The organism is Bacillus sp. HY001, from assembly GCF_007558965.1.
GTDB lineage: Bacteria > Bacillota > Bacilli > Bacillales > Bacillaceae_G > Bacillus_A > Bacillus_A mobilis.
The window spans coordinates 39,066-59,009 of the sequence record NZ_VLTE01000165.1 but is presented as its reverse complement, the minus strand read 5'-3'; the positions used below and the strand labels follow the sequence as shown (position 1 = coordinate 59,009).

The window sequence follows — 19,944 nt, the reverse complement described above, 5'->3', positions numbered from 1 at the left end:
TGTCAAGGGTTTTTTATTTATCGGGCATTTTTATAGGAGGAATATAATGGGACAAACAAATTCAAGAATGTACTTGCTAATAATTATACGCGATGAATATCATTTGAAAAAGTGACCTATTTAAATGGGTTGAAAATCCTTGCTGAAATACGTTTCAATACAAAGAAAACCCCCCTGATAATGCAATAATAGGGGATTTTCGTCATTTATCTACAGTGAATTATGAAGAATGTTGTCGTAATCTTTGGGCTAAAATTAAGAAGAGGTTAAACGAAAATAAATTGTATTGACTCGTTCTATATAAAGAACTAAACTATCATTAATTAGAAACTTTTGTATATTCGAAAGATAAAAATAATAATTTTATTTTTGTTCTTTTATAGAACGTTTAACTGAAATCTCATTGGTATTAAATGAGGGGGAGAAGTAATGAATAAGGAAATAAATTTAAAAAATCTGTTTAATGTAATATGGAAAAGAGTATGGATATTGCTATTGTTTACGACTCTTACAACGGTAGGAGGAGCACTGTATAGTATGTATATGAAAACGCCTTTGTATGCTTCCTCAGCTAGGGTAATTGTTCAAGCTAACGCTGAAACGATGAATACATTGAAAGCGATGGTAAATGAGCCTGTAATATTAGAAAAAGTAGCTGCTGAATTGAATATAAATAGATCAGCAGGTGCATTAAGTGGACAAATAAGTACGGAAAGTGTACAAGGCTCTCAAATTATGAGGATAAATGTAGTGGATATGGATCCTGTGATTGCACATAAAATTGCAAATACTACAGCTGCTGTTTATAAGCAAGAAGTAGCAAATATACTGAATTTTAATAATGTGAGCATATTACCAGAGGATCCAGTTCAAAAGAATTCTATGCCTATAAATATAAATCACTTTAAGACGATACTAATCGCATTCACGTTAGGTATGGTGCTCAGTATCGGTTTTATTTTTTTATTGGATTCATTGGATGAGAGAATCAAATCAGAACGACGAATTGAACAATTGTTAGATATCCCTGTTTTAGGTGGAATTTCTAAAATGAATAAGAAGAATATGAAAGATAAATTTAGTGGGAAAAATACAGTGTTATTGGGGGAGGGAACAGAGTGGCATACAAAAATAGATGGAAAACAAATAAAGTTAAAGGAGAAAGTATGATTGCGTATACCGCCCCAAGATCGAAAATTTCGGAGCAGTATCGTTCGCTACGAACTAACATTCAATTATCTTCGTCGATTCATAAAAGTAGAACGATAGTGATTACTTCTCCGAGGTACGGTGAAGGAAAATCAACAATTACAGTTAATTTAGCGGTCTCAATAGCGCAAAAAGGCGAAAAAGTATTGGTAATAGATGCGAATTTACGAACACCAACGATTCATGAAATGTTTGGAGTGGAAAATACAATTGGTTTAACTGACATATTGAACGGAAAAACAAATTTGGTGGGTGCTGTAAAAAAAACAAAGATGGAAAGTCTGGATGTATTAACTAGCGGTCCAGTGCCATTCAATCCGTCAGAAGTACTTAGTTCAGAGGCAATGGATATGTTGATTCAAAAGGCGATGGAACGGTATGACATCATATTATTTGACTCTTCCCCTGTATTAGAAGTAACAGATACGAGTGTATTAGCTGATAAGTGTGAAGGTGTTCTTTTGGTGATCCGGTATAATCGCACTGTGAACGAAGATGCACTTGAAACGAAAAGGGCATTAAGTTTTACGAACAGTAGAATATTGGGTGCGATTTTGAATGGAAAAGTATAAAGGATAGTTTTAAATTAAATCTTTGTATGTGAGAGTGTTCGTTATAAAGAAAAAACAATAGGATTGTGATGTGGTGATGTCTCCTAACCGCTATCAATGGAGGCACTCGATTATGCTGTGGGTTGTGAAAATAACCTTAGATGCCAGTCGTCAAAAGTGTAATGTGAGGGAGGGTTAGATGCCCATGTTTTATTAAAGTTTCTAACTATGTGTTTTTAATAAAGAGAATATAGTTAGAAACTTTAAGTTTGAAAGAGTTAAGTAAGGAATTGATTAAAGGAGGAAGTTATATGACGTATCGCCGGAGGATATCGTTATTGCTTTTAATGGATTCACTGATAGTATTAACTGCTATTTTTTTTAGTTATTTTTTTGTAAATGCTAGCTTTAGTGTTATCACTTTATCATCAGTTATTAGCTCTATCACTTTATTAGTTAGTCATCATTTGTTTGCTTTTATTTATAAGTTATATAAAAAGGCTTTGGAATATGCAAGTATAGGAGAATTGCTAATTATATGCAAGGTTGTTACATTTTCTATACTTACTACAGCGGCTGTGCAGCAACTAGTCATCGGAAAAATGTATTTTCGATTGTTAGTTGTTACTTGGATGATTCATATTTTGTTAATAGGTGGTTCTCGCTTTATTTGGAGAATGTACAGAGATATTTATTATGTAAAAAAAGGCGATAAGAAAAGAACGTTAATTGTTGGTGCTGGATCTGCTGGGACAATGGTTGCAAGACAGTTGTTGAAGAACAGTGCTACGGAATTAATGCCAGTCGCATTTATTGATGATAATATCAAAAAACATAATCTAGATATTTGGGGGATTCCGGTAATTGGTGGTATGAACCAAATTGATTACGTTATTAAAAAAATGAATATCGAAATGATAATTTTAGCAATTCCTTCGTTAAACAAAAAAGAAAGAAATATTATTTTAAAAAATTGTTTAAAAACAAATGTTAAAACGCAAATTCTTCCAATGTTAGAAGACTTAGTAACAGGTAAAGTTTCAGTGAATGAATTCAGAGATGTTCAAGTAGAAGATTTATTAGGGCGTGATCCTGTAGAGCTAGATGTGGATATCATTTCAGATTATATAACTGATAAAGTCATTTTAGTTACTGGTGCAGGTGGATCGATAGGCTCAGAAATTTGTAGACAAGTTGCGAAATTTAAGCCCAAAAAATTGATTTTATTAGGGCATGGAGAAAATAGTATATATTCAATAGAAATGGAATTAAATGAAAAATATAATGATAGGAAAGGCGTGTTTATTCCAGAAATTGCAGATATACAAGATGAAAAGAAGATGCATGTAATAATGAAAAAACATCTTCCTCATGTTGTATATCATGCTGCTGCACATAAACATGTACCATTAATGGAAAACAATCCTGAAGAGGCAGTTAAAAATAATTTGATTGGGACTATGAATATAGCAGAGGCGGCAAGAACACATGGAGTAGGAACGTTTGTTATGATTTCGTCGGATAAAGCAGTGAACCCAACGAGTGTTATGGGGGCAACAAAGAAATTAGCTGAGATGGTAATACAACATAAAGATAAAATAAGTCATACAAAGTTTGTTACTGTACGATTTGGAAATGTCTTAGGGAGTAGAGGGAGTGTTATCCCTTTATTTAAGAAGCAGATTCAAAAAGGTGGACCAGTTACTGTTACTCATCCAGATATGGTTCGGTATTTTATGACAATTCCGGAGGCGTCTAGACTTGTAGTACAAGCTGGTGCGTTAGCTAAAGGTGGAGAAATTTTTGTACTCGATATGGGAGAACCAGTAAAAATAGTGGATCTTGCTAAAAACCTCATTCGATTGTCAGGAAACTCCGTGGATGAAATAGGAATAGAATTTACGGGTATACGCCCAGGAGAGAAACTTTTTGAAGAATTACTAAAAGAAGATGAAATGAATGAGCAGCAAGTCCACCCAAGAATTTATGTAGGGCAAGAAATGAATGTTCGTATAGAAGAAATAGAAAAAATAATTTCTGAATATACAGAATTAGATGGATTTGAACTAAGAAAGCGATTGTTAAATTTAGTGAATCAGCGTAAAACTTTGAAACTATTAATACCAGTATCAGGTTAATGGCAAAAATTCATAATAAGACGGGTGCGTGGGATGGTGTCTAAAAAAGTTCTGTTTTGTGCAACTGTGGATTATCATTTTAAAGCTTTTCATTTACCGTATTTGAAATGGTTTGCAGATCAAGGTTGGGAAGTACACGTTGCAGCAAATGGGGATATACACCTTCCGTATGTAACTGAAAAATATAATATGCCTATTCAAAGATCACCTCTTAGCATACAAAATCTTCATGCATATAAAAAACTCAAATCAATTATTCATCAAAATAAATATAATATCATTCACTGTCATACGCCTATGGGAGGCGTAATTGCTCGTCTAGCTGCTCGGAAAGCAAGGAGTGAAGGGACGAAGGTCATATATACGGCACATGGATTTCACTTTTGTAAAGGATCATCGTTTATAAATTGGCTTTTATATTATCCAATTGAAAGAAGTTTGGCAATTAATACAGATTGTCTTATAACAATTAACCAAGAAGATTACAATTTAGCAGTTAAACATCGTTTTCAAGCGAAAGATATTAAACTCGTTCATGGTGTAGGGGTAGATATAGAACGATTTATTCCTGTTACTGAAAGAGAAAAGAAGAAAATAAGAGATAAACATGGTTATCAGTCTAAAGACTTTTTAATGTTTTATGCAGCTGAATTTAATAAGAACAAAAATCAAAGCTTGTTAATTCAATTGTTGGCACAATTGAAAACTGAAATTCCTCATGCGAAGCTACTACTTGCTGGTGAAGGGCCTTTAATGGAAGAGTGCAAAAAAATAGCGACGCAACTAGGCGTGAGTAGTATGGTTCACTTTCTTGGTTATAGAAATGATATAGCCTCTTTGCTACAGATGTGTGATCTAGCTGTTGCATCGAGTTATCGGGAAGGTTTACCAGTTAATATTATGGAAGCTATGGCTTGTGGGCTTCCGGTTATCGCTACAAGTAACAGAGGGCATAGGGAGTTAATTATTAATAATAAAAATGGTTGGACTATAGAACGCGATGACATAAAGACGATGGCTGAAAGAATCAATTCTATTTCTAAAAATACTGAATTACAAGCGCAGTTTGGACATTATGGACGTACTATTATTACGAATGAATATTCAGTTAATGAAGTATTGAAAGAGAAAAAAGAAATTTATACAAGTTATATGGATGAAATGGAGGATTTAAATTGGGCGCTCCATTAAGAGTATTACATGTAGTCGTAAATATGAATAGAGGCGGAGCCGAAACTTTAATTATGAATTTGTATCGTAATATAGACCGCTCAAAAGTACAATTTGATTTTTTAACTTGTAAAGAGGGGGTATTTGATGAAGAGATAGTAAAGTTAGGCGGGAAAGTTCATAGAATTCCATACGTTACAGATGTTGGTCATAGAGGTTATATAAAGGCACTAGATACTTTCTTTAGCACTCATCCGCATTATAAAATCGTTCATTCACATATGGATAAAATGAGCGGTTTTGTACTTCGTTCAGCTAAAAAAGCAAGGGTGCCAGTTAGGATTGCGCATAGTCATAGTACAAGCAGTGAGGGTGGCGCTATAGCAAAAATATATAAGTGGTATGCAGGAGCGTTTATTATGTCATGTGCTACACATTTTTTAGCATGTTCAGTATCTGCAGCGCAATGGTTGTTTGCCAATAGAGAAAGTACAACAAAAATATTAAAAAATGGAATTGAATGTGATGAATTTACATTTAATCCAGACGTTAGAGAGCAGGTAAGAAAAGAACTGAAACTTCATGGGGATGTTTTTGTGGTTGGACATGTGGGAAGATTTGCACATCCAAAAAATCATACTTTTTTAATTGATATTTTTGCTCAATTAATAAAATATAGGCCGAACTCTATTCTTCTATTAGTTGGAGATGGACCGCTTCGATTGGAAGTGGAGAAAAAAGTAGAGAAACTGGATCTAACAGATAAAGTGAAATTTTTAGGAATACGTAGTGATATTAATCGTTTATTACAAGCATTTGATGCATTTTTATTTCCATCTATTTATGAAGGTTTGCCAGTTACTCTTATTGAAGCACAAGGGGCGGGTTTGCCATGTATTATATCGGATACTATTACACAAGATGTGGATTTGGGGTTGAATTTAGTTGAACAGTGCTCTTTGTTAGATGTAAGAGAGTGGACAGGGAAATTACAAAGTATAACGGATAGGAAGATATCGAGAAGCATTGCACAATTTACGTTAGCTGAAAAAGGATACGATATAAAAAATATTACTGGGTTTACTCAAAAATTCTATGTAGCAGTATCGAGGTGAGAAATTTGAAAAAACTAACGGTTTTTACCCCTACATATAATAGAGGGTATTGTCTTCAGGGATGTTATGAAAGCTTGAAGAAACAAACATGTAAAGATTTTATATGGCTTATTATAGATGATGGATCTGATGATAATACAAAGGAGTTAGTGCATTCTTGGATTTCTGAAGATTACATAGACATGCGGTATTGTTGGCAACCAAATCAAGGTATGCATGGTGCTCATAATACAGCTTATGAAATGATTGATACAGAACTCAATGTATGTATTGATTCAGATGATTCAATGGCCAGTGATGCCGTAGAGAAAATTATTAATTTTTGGAATGAAAATGGAAATGAACAGGTAAGTGGGATAATCGCTCTTGATTTATATATAGATGAGAAGGTAATTGGTTCAAAATTACCTTCTCATCTTAACCGTTCTACACTTTTTAATCTCTACAATAAACATGGTGTAACTGGAGATAAGAAATTAGTATATCGTACAGAACTAACAAAGAAGTATCCATATCCTATTTTTAAAAATGAGAAGTATGTAGGTTTGGCATATAAATATTATATGTTGGATAAGAAATATGAAATGTTACTGATGAATGAAGCTCTTTGCTATGTTGAATATATGCCTGATGGTTCTTCGATGAATATGTTAAGTCAGTATCGTAAAAATCCAAAAGGTTTTGCTTTTTATCGTAAGGAACTGATGAAGCTACCATTTGCAAATAGATTGTTTAAATATAGACAAGCTATACATTATGTATCAAGTAGCATTATTGCGAAGAATAAAAAATTTATAAAAGAGTCACCATGCAAAGTGCTTACCCTTTGTGCAGTGCCATTTGGGATTATTCTATATAGTTACATTACATTGAAAACAAGAATGAAAGTAAATATATAGAAATTTATTTAGGATTGATAAGAGGGAAGAATAATGACTATACTTTGGATGAATTTCTTTATAGTGTTCGTACTAGCGTTTTTTGCACGTTATTTTGCGATCCCAGTAACTTCAGAAATTGTGATGTTAAAACCGAATCGACTCTTGATTTTAATGGCGACGACCTCTCTTGTACTAGTATCTGGTTTTAGAAATAATATTGGTGATACGTATTTTTATATGCATGCTTTTAAAGTTTCTGATTTTAATTGGGGGAATGTTCAGGATAGCCAGAATATCGGATTTAGTACTTTGCAAATGATTTTAAAAATGTATACGAATGATCCTCAAGTTCTAATTTTTATAACAGCGTTAATAACAAATATATTAATAGTAGCGGTTTTATATAAATATTCAAGAATGATTGAGTTAAGTTTATATGTATATATAGCATCGGGTATGTACTTAGTTTCAATGAATGGGGTGAGACAGTATTTAACAGCAGCTATTATTTTTGCAGCCACAAAATATATTTTAGATGGGAATTGGAAAAAATATTTTTTAATAGTTTTGTTTGCATCTACTTTTCATCAAAGCGCCCTTGTGTTGATTCCGATTTATTTTGTAATTCGAAGAAAAGCTTGGTCGGCCATAACATTTATACTTCTCTTTTTTGCAGTGCTTATTGTAATCGGGTTTAATCAATTTGCAGAAGTGCTCTTTGCAGCGATAGGGGATACACAATATGGTCACTATAAGGATTTTCAAGAAGGCGGAGCTAATATTCTTCGAGTTGCTGTGGAAGCAACTCCGCTTATCCTTGCTTTCATTGGGAGGCAGAAACTCAGAGAACTTTTTCCAAAGAGTGATTATATCGTAAACATGGCATTATTAGGTTTAGTCTTTATGATTATTTCAACTCAAAATTGGATTTTTGCAAGATTTTCGATTTATTTTGGATTATATCAATTAATATTAATTTCCTGGGTTGTAAAGTTATTTACTGATAAAGATCAAAAGCTTATTTATTATGCAGTTTTAGTATGTTATTTTATTTATTTTGTATATGAACATGTAATTACTTTGGGGATTATCTATAAGAGCAATTTGCTTGGATAATAAAGAATTAAATATAGGGAATTGATTGTAAGATTGGGGTAGATTTCAATGGTTAAGACTGAAAAAAACAAAAGAGTCTTGCACATTGTCAGTGCTATGAATCGGGGTGGTGCCGAAACTTTATTGATGAGTATATACAGAAAAATAGATAAACAGAAACTCCAATTTGATTTTGTATCCCATGGAAGCGGGAAGTGTGATTATGAAGATGAAATAGCAGCGTTAGGTGGGAGTGTATATAGAATACCGAGTCTAGGAAAAGTAGGGCCTCTGGTATATATTAAAGAACTTATAAAGATAATGTCTAATGGTCAATATGTGGCTGTACATGCACATACGGATTATCAAGGTGGTTTTGTAGCTGTGGCTGCAAAGATGGCTGGTATAAATAGGAGAATTTGTCATTCTCATAGTAATAATTGGCCGCAAGGATTTGGAGTCGCAGCAAGAGTTACCTTAAAAGTTCTGCAATCTATTATTAAATATGCTGGAACAGATTATTGTGCGTGTAGTATTGAAGCGGCCCGTTTTTTATTTGGTGAAAGGATGCTTAACGATAATAAGGTGCAGTTGATTAAAAACGGACTAGATATTAATCAATTTATTGATGTGGATATAGGAGATATTGACGGTGTAAGAAAAGAACTTTGTATACCGGATGCTGCGAAATTAATTGGGCATATAGGTCGTTTTTCAGAATCGAAAAACCATATTTTTATCCTACAAGTATTAAAGGAGATTTTAAAGAGGGATACGAATTTTATCGCTATTTTAGCAGGGGATGGTCCGTTAAAAGCTTCTATTGAATTGAAAGCAAAAGAACTAGGTATTTATGAAAATATTAGATTTTTAGGAGTGAGAACGGACGTTCCGGTAATTATGAATATTTTAGATGTTTTTATTTTTCCTTCTTTATTCGAGGGGTTTGGTATTGTGACATTGGAAGCACAGTGTGCAGGCGTACCTTGTATTGTGGCGGATACAATACCTAAAAATACTGATATGGGGTTAGGTATAATGTCGTTTGTTGGCTTAGATGAAAGAATTGAAATATGGTCTACAGAAATTTATAAAGCGCTACTAAAAGAAAGACCTGAAAAGGAAGTTATAATTAATAATATTTCAAAATTAGGTTTTGATATTAATAATAATATTCTTGATTGGTTAACTTTATACGGAATAGAGGATAAGGAAGTTATAAGGTAATCTGGTTTATTGCTAATTTATACAATGGATTCATATGGTGATTTGTTGGCCGGAGATAGCAAAAAAAGTCATATGAAATAATAGAAATCCACAATAGATTTTGTGAGGTATTCGAGGATGAAAAAGAAAAAAATATTGATTACATCGTTTGATTTGGCAATTGGTGGGGTAGAAAGAAGTTTGATTGGTTTACTAAATACAATTGATTACAGTAGATATGATGTAGATTTAATGTTATTAAAACATGAAGGAGAGTTTTTCACTTTACTACCGAAAGAACCAAATTTATTACAGGAATTACAAAAATACACTACTTTTAGAAAATCAATTAAACAGATAGTAAAAGAGGGGCATATCTCTATTGGGATAACAAGGTTGATAGGGAAAGTTATGGGTACTGTGCATGGCAGATATGTGAAAAGTGAAGAACCAGGGTACTTTGTCATTCAATATGGATGGAGAATGTCTCTTCCATTTCTTCCGAAATTGGAAGAAGAGTATGATGTTGCAATTAGCTTTTTGTGGCCACATTATTTCATAGGTAATAAAGTTCGGGCAAAAAGAAAAATTGGATGGATTCATACTGATTATTCGAATATACAGCTGAATAAAGATATGGAATATAAAATGTGGAAAGAAATAGATGATATTGTGGCTGTCTCTGAAAGTTGTAGAGATACATTTCTTAGTAACGTTCCTTATATTAATAAAAAGGTAGAGGTTATTGAAAATATAATATCTCCCGAGTTTATATGTAAGCAATCTAATCAAGATGTTAATCATGAAATACCAGTTAGCCTTGAACGGATCAAACTTGTTACTGTTGGTAGACTTTCATATGCTAAGGGAATCGATGATGCTATATATGCCTTTCGGAAATTATTGGACCAAGGGTACGATATTGAGTGGTACATTGTTGGATATGGACCTCAAGAGACTGAACTTGAAAAAATGATAGATAAACTAGAGCTGCAAGGTAGATTCTTTCTACTAGGCAAGAAGACTAATCCATATCCGTACATAAAGGCATGTGATATATATGTACAACCATCCAGATATGAAGGGAAGGCTGTGACAGTACGTGAGGCACAGATCCTTAATAAACCAGTACTTATAACTAATTTTCCAACTGCAAAAAGCCAGTTAGAGAATGGTGTAGATGGATATATTTGTCCAATGGGTGTAGATGGGATTGTAGAGGGAATAAAAAAGCTGGTTGATGATGTCGAATTCAGAACTGAAATTGTGAATAATGTTAGTCAACGAAATTATGGTAATGAAAGAGAAGTGGAAAAGATATATAGATTAATTGAGTGATAATTGATTAATTTATAAAACTAAAAAATCTTTTATTATATGTATAAAAGATATTTGGAGGAAGTGTTTTCATGGATAATGTTTTAGTGTTAGATACGTCGGTAGGTTCTCTTAATAAGGGCGATGACATAATAATGAAGTGTGTAAAGTACCAGCTATCTGATATAACTAAAAATGCATATGTTTTAACATTACCCACCCATGTTTCACCGTTTCATTGGTATCAAGTAGCAAGAAAATCACATCGAGTACAGATTTATAGTAGTGCTAAATATAAGTTTGTAGGCGGTTCAAACTTGTTAGTGATGGATATGCTTACTCACTTTCCTCAATGGAATATTAATATGTTTAATTGTGGTCCTTTAAAAGGGAGCATTCTAGTTGGTGTTGGTGCAGGGAAAGGAAATAAGATAAATAAATATACAAAGTTGTTATATAAGAAAGTGCTATCACATGAATATATACATAGTGTTAGGGACGAAAGAACGAAAAGGTTTTTAGAAGAAATGGGGTTTAAAGCTTTAAATACAGGCTGTGCAACATTATGGTCCCTTACACCTGAGTTTTGCAAGGAAATCCCAACAAAAAAATCAGACTCAGTAGTTTTTACACTTACTCATCATTCTAAGGATTTTGCAAAGGATCAATTATTGATAGATGTACTTAATAGAAATTATAAAAACGTTTATTTTTGGATACAAGACGCTGGGGATTATGAATATTTTAAAGAATTAAAAGATATACAAAAAATAAAAATTTTGCCACCTACTATAGAAGAATACGAAAAAATACTTAATACAGAGGTGGATTATATCGGAACGCGTTTACATGGGGGTATATTTGCAATGCGACATAAAAAACGCACAATAATTATTTCAATAGATGAAAGAGCCCAAGGGATGGGCGAGACATACAATTTAAATTTAATCGATAGAGCTGATTTTAATCATCTTGAGAAAATGATTAATTCAGAAATAATAACGGAGGTAAAGGTGGATTTTGATGTGGTAAATCTATGGTTAAAACAATTCTCCAATCAACCAAAAATCTATGGTAAATGAGGCGATTTATAAGGAGGAAAAAATGAATAGTATAATTCTCGATAAAATTATCGTAAAACATAACAGAGTTGATTACTTTTTTAGTATCAAGGGGGATTTACAAAAGTATTTTAACACAGGTAATCATATGTTTCTTGAATACAACTATGATTTATCTGATATTCCAAATAGCATTTTAGCTATTCCATTTGTTGCGAATGTAGTCCCTCTAATATGGATTACAGATTCAACAATAGTGATAGAAGAATTAGATAAATCCTTTTATATCTGTCTAAATAATATAAAGAATGCATATCAAAACATGTTTCCTAATGTCAAATTTATGGGTTCTATTGTTGTAGATAAAATTGTTGACAATACTTATATTCCTAGATTAGAGGCAGCATCTCTATTTAGTGGAGGACTTGATGCACTTACTACTTTTATAAGAATAAAGGATAAAAGGCCGTTATTGGTTACTGAATATGGATGGCATGAAGATGATATAGAGAGCAGTAATGTGTGGGATGCAGATAAAGAAAATGTTATAAATTTTGCAAAAGATAATGGATTAGAAAACATTCTTATACAATCTAATTATGGTACTTTTATAATTGCGGGGAATGTTGATCATGACTTTAGAAATAAATTAGAAGATACATGGTGGCATGGATTACACCATGGATTAGCAATAATATCTGCAGCTATTCCTATAGCTTTCAAACTTAAGATAAAATGCATATATATTGCAAGTTCTAATTCCCCTTTATATCAAGTTACTTGTGCATCTGATCCAACAGTGGACAACGAAATAAAATATGCATCGGGTGAGGTTTTTCACGATGGGTACGAACTTACTAGGCAGGATAAGGTTAAAGTGGTTGTTGATCATTATTCAACTAATAAGGAGTCGGTTAATATCAGGGTATGTTTTAAAAATGAAGAAAATTGTTGTAAATGTGAAAAATGTTTAAGAACTATTATGGGAATTATTGCTGAAGGAAAAGATCCGCGTGAATATGGATTCAATATCCCAAATAATCTTTTTCAGTACGTCAAAACATCTTTAAATAATGAGGTGAAGTTTTTTACAAATACGTTTATTGTTATGTATTGGAATCTAATTCAAGTTCGGATGAAGCAAAACTACACTTATATATTAGATAAAGATTTACTAGATTGGTTTTTAGATTATGATTTTAAAGCGCAGCGAAGAAGAGCATTATTAAAATATAGAGTAACAAAATTTTTTCCTATTTTAAAAAGAAAGATTCGTATTAAGGTAAATGCAATACTTAAACAAAACAATTAAAAATAGAAGGTATTATTATGAGGATACAAAATTCCCTAAAAAATATATTATTCGGTTTGTCTGGACAAATAATTAGTATTGGTATGGGGTTTATTGTTAGAACTGTTTTTATTTATATACTTGGCATAGAATATTTAGGGGTGGATGGACTTTTTACAAGTATATTAATTATGTTTTCGCTAGCTAATTTGGGTTTTGATACTGCTATAATTTATAGTTTATACAGGCCTTTAGCTGAAAAGGATATTTATAAAATACAGGCATTAATGAACTTATACCAAAAAGCATACAGATTAATAGGATTAATAGTTTTATTGATAGGATTAGCACTATTACCATTTCTTCCTTATATAACGAATGCTCATACTACAATTGAAAATATTAACATTATCTATCTCTTATTTTTAGTAAGTTCAGTTTCATCATATTATTTTGTGTATAAGCAATCAATTATTATCGCTGATCAACGTAATCATATTATATCTAAAATACACAGTATATTCACAATCATATCTCACTCTTTACAAGTTTTTTTATTGGTAGCTACAGGTAATTATATTATGGTGCTAATAGTTCAATTAACATTAAGAGTAATTGAAAATATATATATTGCAAATACGGCAAATAAATTATATCCATATTTAAAAGAGAAAAATAATGCAAAACTATCCAAAGAGGATAGAAAGATATTTTTTGAAAATTTATATGCGTTATTATTATACAAAATTAGTGGTGTAGTAATTAACGGAACTGATAATATTGTTATCTCTAAATTTGTTGGAATTATTTGGGTTGGTATGTATTCGAACTATTTGTTGATTTTAAACACATTAAATACCTTGTTAGGGTATTTTTTTTATTCTATTACTGCCAGTGTCGGAAATTTAAATGTTAAAGAAGATGCAGAAAAAAAATATTTTATTTTTCGTGTGATTAATTTCGCTAATTTTTGGATATATGGATTTTGTACGGTTTGTCTTTGGAATTTAATGGATCCATTTATAACTTTATGGTTAGGTGAAAATTATGTGTTTGATAAATATATAGTTTTTGCCATAATACTAAATTTTTTTACTGCTGGAATGCAAAATGCGGCCACAACTTTTAGAGAAACCACTGGTTTATTTAAAAAAGGAAAATATAGACCTATTATAGCGGCTGTTATAAATATTATATTTTCTATAATTCTCGCGAAACACATAGGAATTGCAGGTGTGTTTTTTGGAACCATCATCAGTAGATTGTGTACTTACTTCTGGTACGATCCTTATATTATATATAACTTAGTTTTCAAAAAATCAGTGAAATTATATTTTGCCAGATATGGTTTGTTTATATTACTGGTGTTAGTTGCTGTTATAATAACGGATATTTTGGGCAATATCTTTAATAATTCTATGGTCATTAATATGGTAATACGTAGTGTTTTATGTTTAGTTATTCCAAATGTAATTTTTTTATTGGCTTTCAGAAAAACTAGAGAGTTTGAATATTTAATCGATATATTCAAAACATTTACCATTAAAATAATATCTAGACGATTAGCACATAAAAATTCAAGTAAGACCTATTTATGAATAAGTTTTTGAATCTCACCACTTGAAATGTTAGATAATGGAGAGAAAATAGTGAAGATGATATCTACAAAGGGAGGTGAAGTTTATGAGTCAGGTAAGTATAGTAATACCTATTTATAATGCAGAGAAAAAACTTGATAAATGTATACATTCTATTCTTAATCAGACATTTGAGGATTTGGAATTGATTTTGGTGAATGATGGATCCTCAGATAGTAGTTTGAATATATGTAGGAAATATGAAAGACAAGATAAAAGAATCATTGTAATAAATAAAAAAAATGAGGGGAGTATTACAACTCGAAAAAAAGGCATAGAAGCTTCGAGTTCTGATTATGTCATGTTTGTAGATGCAGATGACTGGATTGACAGAAGAATGGTTGAAATATTATATAAACAATCTGTTGAAAGTTCTGCAGATATTACAGTTTGTAATACGTATAAAGTTTTAGGTAACGGTGTGTTGATTAAGAAAAAAAATAAAAGTGAATACTTCGATAATAATAGAATTTATGATAAGGAGGGAATAAGGAAAGAATTGGTAGTAGCGTACTTTTGGGGACATCCATTCCCATCTTCGTTATATGCAAAGCTATATAAAAGGGAGATACTCGAAAGTTGTGGGGAGTATTTGAATAAAATACATTTTTTGGGTGACGATCTCTTTTATAATTTGGAAATGTTTATAAAATCAAATAGGATAACAATTATTGATCAGGCTTTATATTATTATAGGATGGGTGGACTAACAAGTAAATATATGCCGTATTTATTTGAGGATATGGTCAATGGCTATCAAATACAAAAAGAAGTTATTAATAAATATTATTTAGATACTCAACAAAAGCAATACAATGGAATTAGTATAATGTTGCTAAATACATTTAAAACATGTCTATATAATTTATTTAATAGCAACCTTGGTGAAATGCACATTAGAGAATTGATAGAAAAGTATGTTTCGAATGAAAAGGTAATAGAATGTTTGCATAACGAAGGTTCTAGGGACTACTTTTCAAAGGAATATTTAGATGCTATCAAATATAAAAATGTAGATTATTTATACGCACTAGGTGAAAAAATGTATAGAAAGGGGAAAATCAAAAGGGTTATTAAAAATATTATTGCTAAGCTTCCAGTAATATAACTTATTGTAATTCGTTATGAAAATAGAAAATGTTCTCCGATTTTTGGAAAGTATACCAAAAATAATGAGTTGGAGAAAATTTTTTAGGAAAGAAGAAAGAGATTATAAAAGGTCTTTCTGAATAGTGAATTTCTGTATGGATATTTATAAAGTGCAATTAATTCTACTATATCCAATCAATTTACCTTACTGAACATAATATATAGAAAAGTGAAAAAGAGGTGAAAATTGATGTGGATCAGAAAGGCGAATCTTGGAAGTTTGAGTGATTTGAATTTTGTAACAAAACCTCCTTCTAATGACGATATTTTGACTTATGATAGTAATCAGTCAAAATGGATTCCAAAATCGTTAGGGATTCTAAATTCTTCAAGTATATATACATTAGAATTAGATAGGTGGAATGTTAAGAATGATGGAACTGATGCCGTTAATACTTCTCAGGGGATTAATAATGCTTTAGTTTGGGCGTCGCAACAAGGATGTATAGAAGTTGTATTACCAAAAGGTATATATTTAATTGATAAACAAAATCCTATTGAACCTCAAAGCTACCTTACACTGAATTTAAATGGTTCAATCTTAAAAATGGAAACGAATAAATTGACAGGTTATGCAATTATAAGTTTCCGTAAAAATCAGATTTATTCTAGGGTTACAAATGGTGTTATCCAAGGAGATAGAGATACGCATGATTATTCAAGTGGAGGAACACATGAGGGAGGGTATGGAATTGAAGTAGGGAGTTTTACTCCGCCTGCCGATGGGGGGAACAATATAAGGTTTCTATCTTTAGATAATCTAGATATTTTAGATTGTACAGGAGATGCGATTACACTGAACAGTACTTTTGGGCAGATTTCACCTTTTCCTACATCATTAGCAAGTTCATTTGAACAGGGAGCAATTAATACAACAGATGGTTCATTAATAAGTAGTACAACAAAGATACGTTCCAAGTTGAAAATTGATATGACCCAAGTGGCTATTGTAAAGTATGGTTACTTCGGTTTATATGGAAATGGATTTGGAGCATTGGGTTCTGATATAAAATGTGATTATTATGATGTGATTTTTTATACTCTAAGTAATGTATTTATAACTTCAAAAATTAATGTCCAATTTTTTGATGAAGTAGAGGTTCCTAAAGAAGCAAGTTATGCTAAAATCGTTCTGCATCAAGGTAATGTGCCTGTTCCTACAAATTGCTTAATAAATGTTCGAGTGCCTTCGTTCCCTCAATATACGTATATTGAGAAATGTGATTTACATGACTGTCGTAGACAAGGGATCAGTGTATGTGGTGCAAAGAATGTATACATTCGGGATAATAATATTCATCATATTGCAGGTACTAATCCACAAAGTGGAATTGATATTGAAGATGGATATGATTTAAACCAATATATCTATATTGAAAGAAATAATTTTCATGATAATAAAAATTATAATATTATTGTTGTAAATGGGAAATTTATTTATGTTTTGGATAATTCTATAATGAATACAGTATCAAATGCTTATGTTGGGCTAGCTATTAATGGTGGCGCGGATAGGGTAATAGTGGCAGGAAATAATATTCGATTAACAAAGATCGCTTTGTCAGGAGATGTTATTTTCTCTAATAATTACGTTTATGGCACACAAATAAACACGCAGGGTGCGTATGCGAACAGGTCTATTAACATACTAGGTAATGTTTTTTGCAATAGTAAGATGATTATTGATACACCTTTTTCATATGTAGTTAAAGTTGATTCATGTCGTTTTTTTAACGATGCTGATAAACTAACTTCTTTGTCATCATTGTATCAATGGACTTTAGAGGTGAAAAATGAGCCGCAAATAATTTCAAACTGCGTGTTTGAAGGGCAAGATGTGTTGTATTTAAATTATGTAACAGCAGGAACATTTAAATCAGGGTGGATATTTGAAAATACACTATTTAATAATGTTAAAAACCCAACCTTATTTGCAGGAACATACACAAATTGTTTTTTTAAGGAAATTGATTTGTTGGGTATTACAAGTAATACAGATTCTTTAGAATTAAGAGATTGTAAGTTCATTAGTAAGGATAAAAACAATACGTTACTTACAGTAAATAACCTCAAATCATTCAAGATGATTAATTGTCATATTGAAAAACCGAATGGAACGGTCTTAAATGTTCAAAATGTATCCGATGATATAGTGTTAAGTGGGAATGTTGCGAAAATTAAAAATGATACTCTTCAAAGAACGATTATTATTTTAGATGCAGCATTTGCAGGCAAACAAGCAGTAATCCAAAATAATACTATAACCGCTATAAATTTAATACAAGTTGGGATAGACAATAGAACAACGAGCAGTACACTTCAAGTCGTAATGCAGAATAACATGCTAAATAATGCAACAATGATGATTACAGGAAAAGAATTTCTACAAGGAAATATTGTAAACGGTGTGCTAGATCCATACTATCGAATACCAACTATCCCAACAACAGGATATTATAGATTAGGACAAGAACTAAGAAATTCAAATCCGATTGCAGGAGGATATATTGGTTGGATTTGTTCTAAAGCTGGATATGCAAATGATCAAACGTGGACAGCATCTAAAAGTTATGTGAAAGGAAGTAGAATTAATTTTGGTAACCATGTATATGAAGCTGTAAATAATGGTACGTCACATACAATCCCACCCACTTTTTCTACAATTTCCAGCGGTACTATTACTGATAATGATATTGTATGGCAGGAAATTGGTCCATTGGCCATGTTTGTAACGTTCGGGCAAATGAATGCGTAATGTGCTTAATTATTAATATAAAAAAAGAAAGGCTACCATGTTTTCATAGGCATAGTGGCTTTTTATTTATGCTGAGTTTTTAGAACTTTAGGAAGAAGTGCCGTATAACGACAACTAAAATTATATATATACGATTTAAATAAAATAACTGATATGGAATACATAACAAGAAACCAGCAGATATGAAAGGAGGAGATTTGATTTTATGGAAATTTCAAAAAGTGATACAAAAATGTTAAAAGGAGCAGCTATATTACTCATGTTGTTACTTCACTTGTTTGCTAGGAAAGAAGTTAACGGGATGTATGAAAATTTTTTAACAATCAAGGGAACACCGCTAGTTTACTACTTGGCATTATTTGGAGATGCATGTGTACCGATATATTGTTTTATAAGTGGTTATGGTTTATATATAATTTTTTATAAAGAGCAAAGATTAAATGTAAGTAGAAACTGTATACGTATTCTAAAATTATTAATGAACTATTGGATAGTGCTTGTTCTATTTGTTGTTGTTGGATTTTTTGCGGGTAAATCAGAGGTTTTCTCAGGTGGTATAATAAAGTTCTTTCTCAACGTCTTTGTACTGTCATCTTCATATAATGGTGCATGGTGGTTTTTACAGACATATATTATTCTTGTCTTTTTAGCACCGCTATTGACTAAATTGGTGAGGAAATATAATTCATTAAGTTTGTTACTGGTTTTTGGAATCATATATTTAGTGAGCTATATTCAACGTATAAAAAATGTTTTGGATGTTGGGCATCATACAATTTTAGGCATGTCAGTAAATGCCGTGGTATTGGTTGGTACATCTTTACTTCCATTTATTGTGGGTACTATTTTTGCGAAAGAAAAAATTTATTCAAAACTATATAATAAATTTTATTACATGCCTTATAAGAATATACTTTGTACTATAGGGATTATTATGTTAATAGTTTTACATGCTTTTTATGAATCTATGATTATCGCTCCTTTTACCGCTATTGCATTTATTAGTTTCTTTATTCTTATGAATAAGAGTAGTGTTATACAACATATATTAGCCTTTTTGGGGGCGCATTCGACAAACATATGGTTGACTCATATGTTTTTTTATATGTCAATTTTTCCAGGGCTTATATTTGCACCTAGATATCCAATCATAATTTTTATTTGGTTGATAACGTTATGTATTGCCTCATCGTATGTAATAAATTTTATATATAAACCTATAGAGCGAATGATTGATAACAGGAGTTTTATTGCACGTAATAATCAAAGAGCGATTGGATAGCTTTTTTCATTGAAATAAATGGGACAATTGTCTATTTAATAGAAGTAGTTGTTTTATATGAAATAATAAGTGAATGGAATAAGTTAA

The 19,944-nt window shown here is 31.5% G+C and carries 15 protein-coding genes; all 15 read left to right on the top strand.

What is annotated here, in order from left to right; genetic code table 11:
* Positions 1-429: 429 nt before the first annotated feature.
* Positions 430-1,170 (top strand): YveK family protein, encoded by a 741-nt coding sequence (locus FOT98_RS29905; protein ID WP_063260595.1) that lies wholly within the window; start codon positions 430-432, stop codon positions 1,168-1,170.
* A complete protein-coding gene (locus tag FOT98_RS29900) occupies positions 1,119-1,781 on the top strand; it encodes a CpsD/CapB family tyrosine-protein kinase (protein ID WP_063260596.1) in 663 nt (220 codons plus the stop codon). Before FOT98_RS29905 ends, FOT98_RS29900 begins: the two co-directional genes overlap by 52 nt.
* A 290-nt stretch (positions 1,782-2,071) precedes the next feature.
* Complete coding sequence (locus FOT98_RS29895; RefSeq protein WP_063260597.1) at positions 2,072-3,898, top strand: polysaccharide biosynthesis protein; 1,827 nt, start codon at positions 2,072-2,074, stop codon at positions 3,896-3,898.
* A 33-nt stretch (positions 3,899-3,931) separates the two neighbouring features.
* The gene (locus FOT98_RS29890) at positions 3,932-5,089 is read left to right on the top strand and encodes a glycosyltransferase family 4 protein (protein ID WP_063260598.1); all 1,158 of its coding nucleotides are present in this window, start codon (positions 3,932-3,934) and stop codon (positions 5,087-5,089) included.
* Positions 5,074-6,183, top strand: coding sequence for a glycosyltransferase family 1 protein (locus FOT98_RS29885; protein ID WP_063260599.1), 1,110 nt, complete (start codon positions 5,074-5,076; stop codon positions 6,181-6,183). Before FOT98_RS29890 ends, FOT98_RS29885 begins: the two co-directional genes overlap by 16 nt.
* A 5-nt stretch (positions 6,184-6,188) precedes the next feature.
* Positions 6,189-7,082, top strand: coding sequence for a glycosyltransferase family 2 protein (locus FOT98_RS29880; protein ID WP_063260600.1), 894 nt, complete (start codon positions 6,189-6,191; stop codon positions 7,080-7,082).
* Between the two features lie 33 nt (positions 7,083-7,115).
* Positions 7,116-8,180, top strand: a complete 1,065-nt coding sequence (locus tag FOT98_RS29875; RefSeq protein WP_063260601.1) for an EpsG family protein — start codon at positions 7,116-7,118, stop codon at positions 8,178-8,180.
* Positions 8,181-8,228: 48 nt separating this feature from the next.
* A complete protein-coding gene (locus FOT98_RS29870; RefSeq protein ID WP_063260602.1) occupies positions 8,229-9,386 on the top strand; it encodes a glycosyltransferase family 1 protein in 1,158 nt (385 codons plus the stop codon).
* Positions 9,387-9,503: 117 nt separating this feature from the next.
* Positions 9,504-10,703 (top strand): glycosyltransferase, encoded by a 1,200-nt coding sequence (locus FOT98_RS29865; protein WP_063260603.1) that lies wholly within the window; start codon positions 9,504-9,506, stop codon positions 10,701-10,703.
* Between the two features lie 71 nt (positions 10,704-10,774).
* Entirely contained in the window at positions 10,775-11,764 is a 990-nt protein-coding gene (locus tag FOT98_RS29860; RefSeq protein WP_063260604.1) for a polysaccharide pyruvyl transferase family protein, read from the top strand.
* A gap of 22 nt (positions 11,765-11,786) precedes the next feature.
* Positions 11,787-13,055, top strand: a complete 1,269-nt coding sequence (locus tag FOT98_RS29855; RefSeq protein WP_063260605.1) for a hypothetical protein — start codon at positions 11,787-11,789, stop codon at positions 13,053-13,055.
* Between the two features lie 17 nt (positions 13,056-13,072).
* The gene (locus tag FOT98_RS29850) at positions 13,073-14,632 is read left to right on the top strand and encodes a lipopolysaccharide biosynthesis protein (RefSeq protein WP_063260606.1); all 1,560 of its coding nucleotides are present in this window, start codon (positions 13,073-13,075) and stop codon (positions 14,630-14,632) included.
* Between the two features lie 85 nt (positions 14,633-14,717).
* Complete coding sequence (locus FOT98_RS29845) at positions 14,718-15,779, top strand: glycosyltransferase family 2 protein (protein WP_063260607.1); 1,062 nt, start codon at positions 14,718-14,720, stop codon at positions 15,777-15,779.
* A 231-nt stretch (positions 15,780-16,010) separates the two neighbouring features.
* The gene (locus tag FOT98_RS29840) at positions 16,011-18,575 is read left to right on the top strand and encodes a right-handed parallel beta-helix repeat-containing protein (RefSeq protein ID WP_063260608.1); all 2,565 of its coding nucleotides are present in this window, start codon (positions 16,011-16,013) and stop codon (positions 18,573-18,575) included.
* Positions 18,576-18,780: 205 nt separating this feature from the next.
* Entirely contained in the window at positions 18,781-19,857 is a 1,077-nt protein-coding gene (locus FOT98_RS29835) for an acyltransferase family protein (protein ID WP_063260609.1), read from the top strand.
* Positions 19,858-19,944: the final 87 nt, after the last annotated feature.

Bases quoted from the DNA above. Each gene is read 5' to 3' on its own strand.
- FOT98_RS29870 (WP_063260602.1), top strand. From the start codon at position 8,229: ATGGTTAAGACTGAAAAAAACAAAAGAGTCTTGCACATTGTCAGTGCT.
- FOT98_RS29875 (WP_063260601.1), top strand. From the start codon at position 7,116: ATGACTATACTTTGGATGAATTTCTTTATAGTGTTCGTACTAGCGTTT.
- FOT98_RS29855 (WP_063260605.1), top strand. From the start codon at position 11,787: ATGAATAGTATAATTCTCGATAAAATTATCGTAAAACATAACAGAGTT.
- FOT98_RS29905 (WP_063260595.1), top strand. From the start codon at position 430: ATGAATAAGGAAATAAATTTAAAAAATCTGTTTAATGTAATATGGAAA.
- FOT98_RS29840 (WP_063260608.1), top strand. From the start codon at position 16,011: ATGTGGATCAGAAAGGCGAATCTTGGAAGTTTGAGTGATTTGAATTTT.
- FOT98_RS29850 (WP_063260606.1), top strand. From the start codon at position 13,073: ATGAGGATACAAAATTCCCTAAAAAATATATTATTCGGTTTGTCTGGA.
- FOT98_RS29895 (WP_063260597.1), top strand. From the start codon at position 2,072: ATGACGTATCGCCGGAGGATATCGTTATTGCTTTTAATGGATTCACTG.
- FOT98_RS29845 (WP_063260607.1), top strand. From the start codon at position 14,718: ATGAGTCAGGTAAGTATAGTAATACCTATTTATAATGCAGAGAAAAAA.
- FOT98_RS29860 (WP_063260604.1), top strand. From the start codon at position 10,775: ATGGATAATGTTTTAGTGTTAGATACGTCGGTAGGTTCTCTTAATAAG.
- FOT98_RS29890 (WP_063260598.1), top strand. From the start codon at position 3,932: ATGGTGTCTAAAAAAGTTCTGTTTTGTGCAACTGTGGATTATCATTTT.
- FOT98_RS29835 (WP_063260609.1), top strand. From the start codon at position 18,781: ATGGAAATTTCAAAAAGTGATACAAAAATGTTAAAAGGAGCAGCTATA.
- FOT98_RS29865 (WP_063260603.1), top strand. From the start codon at position 9,504: ATGAAAAAGAAAAAAATATTGATTACATCGTTTGATTTGGCAATTGGT.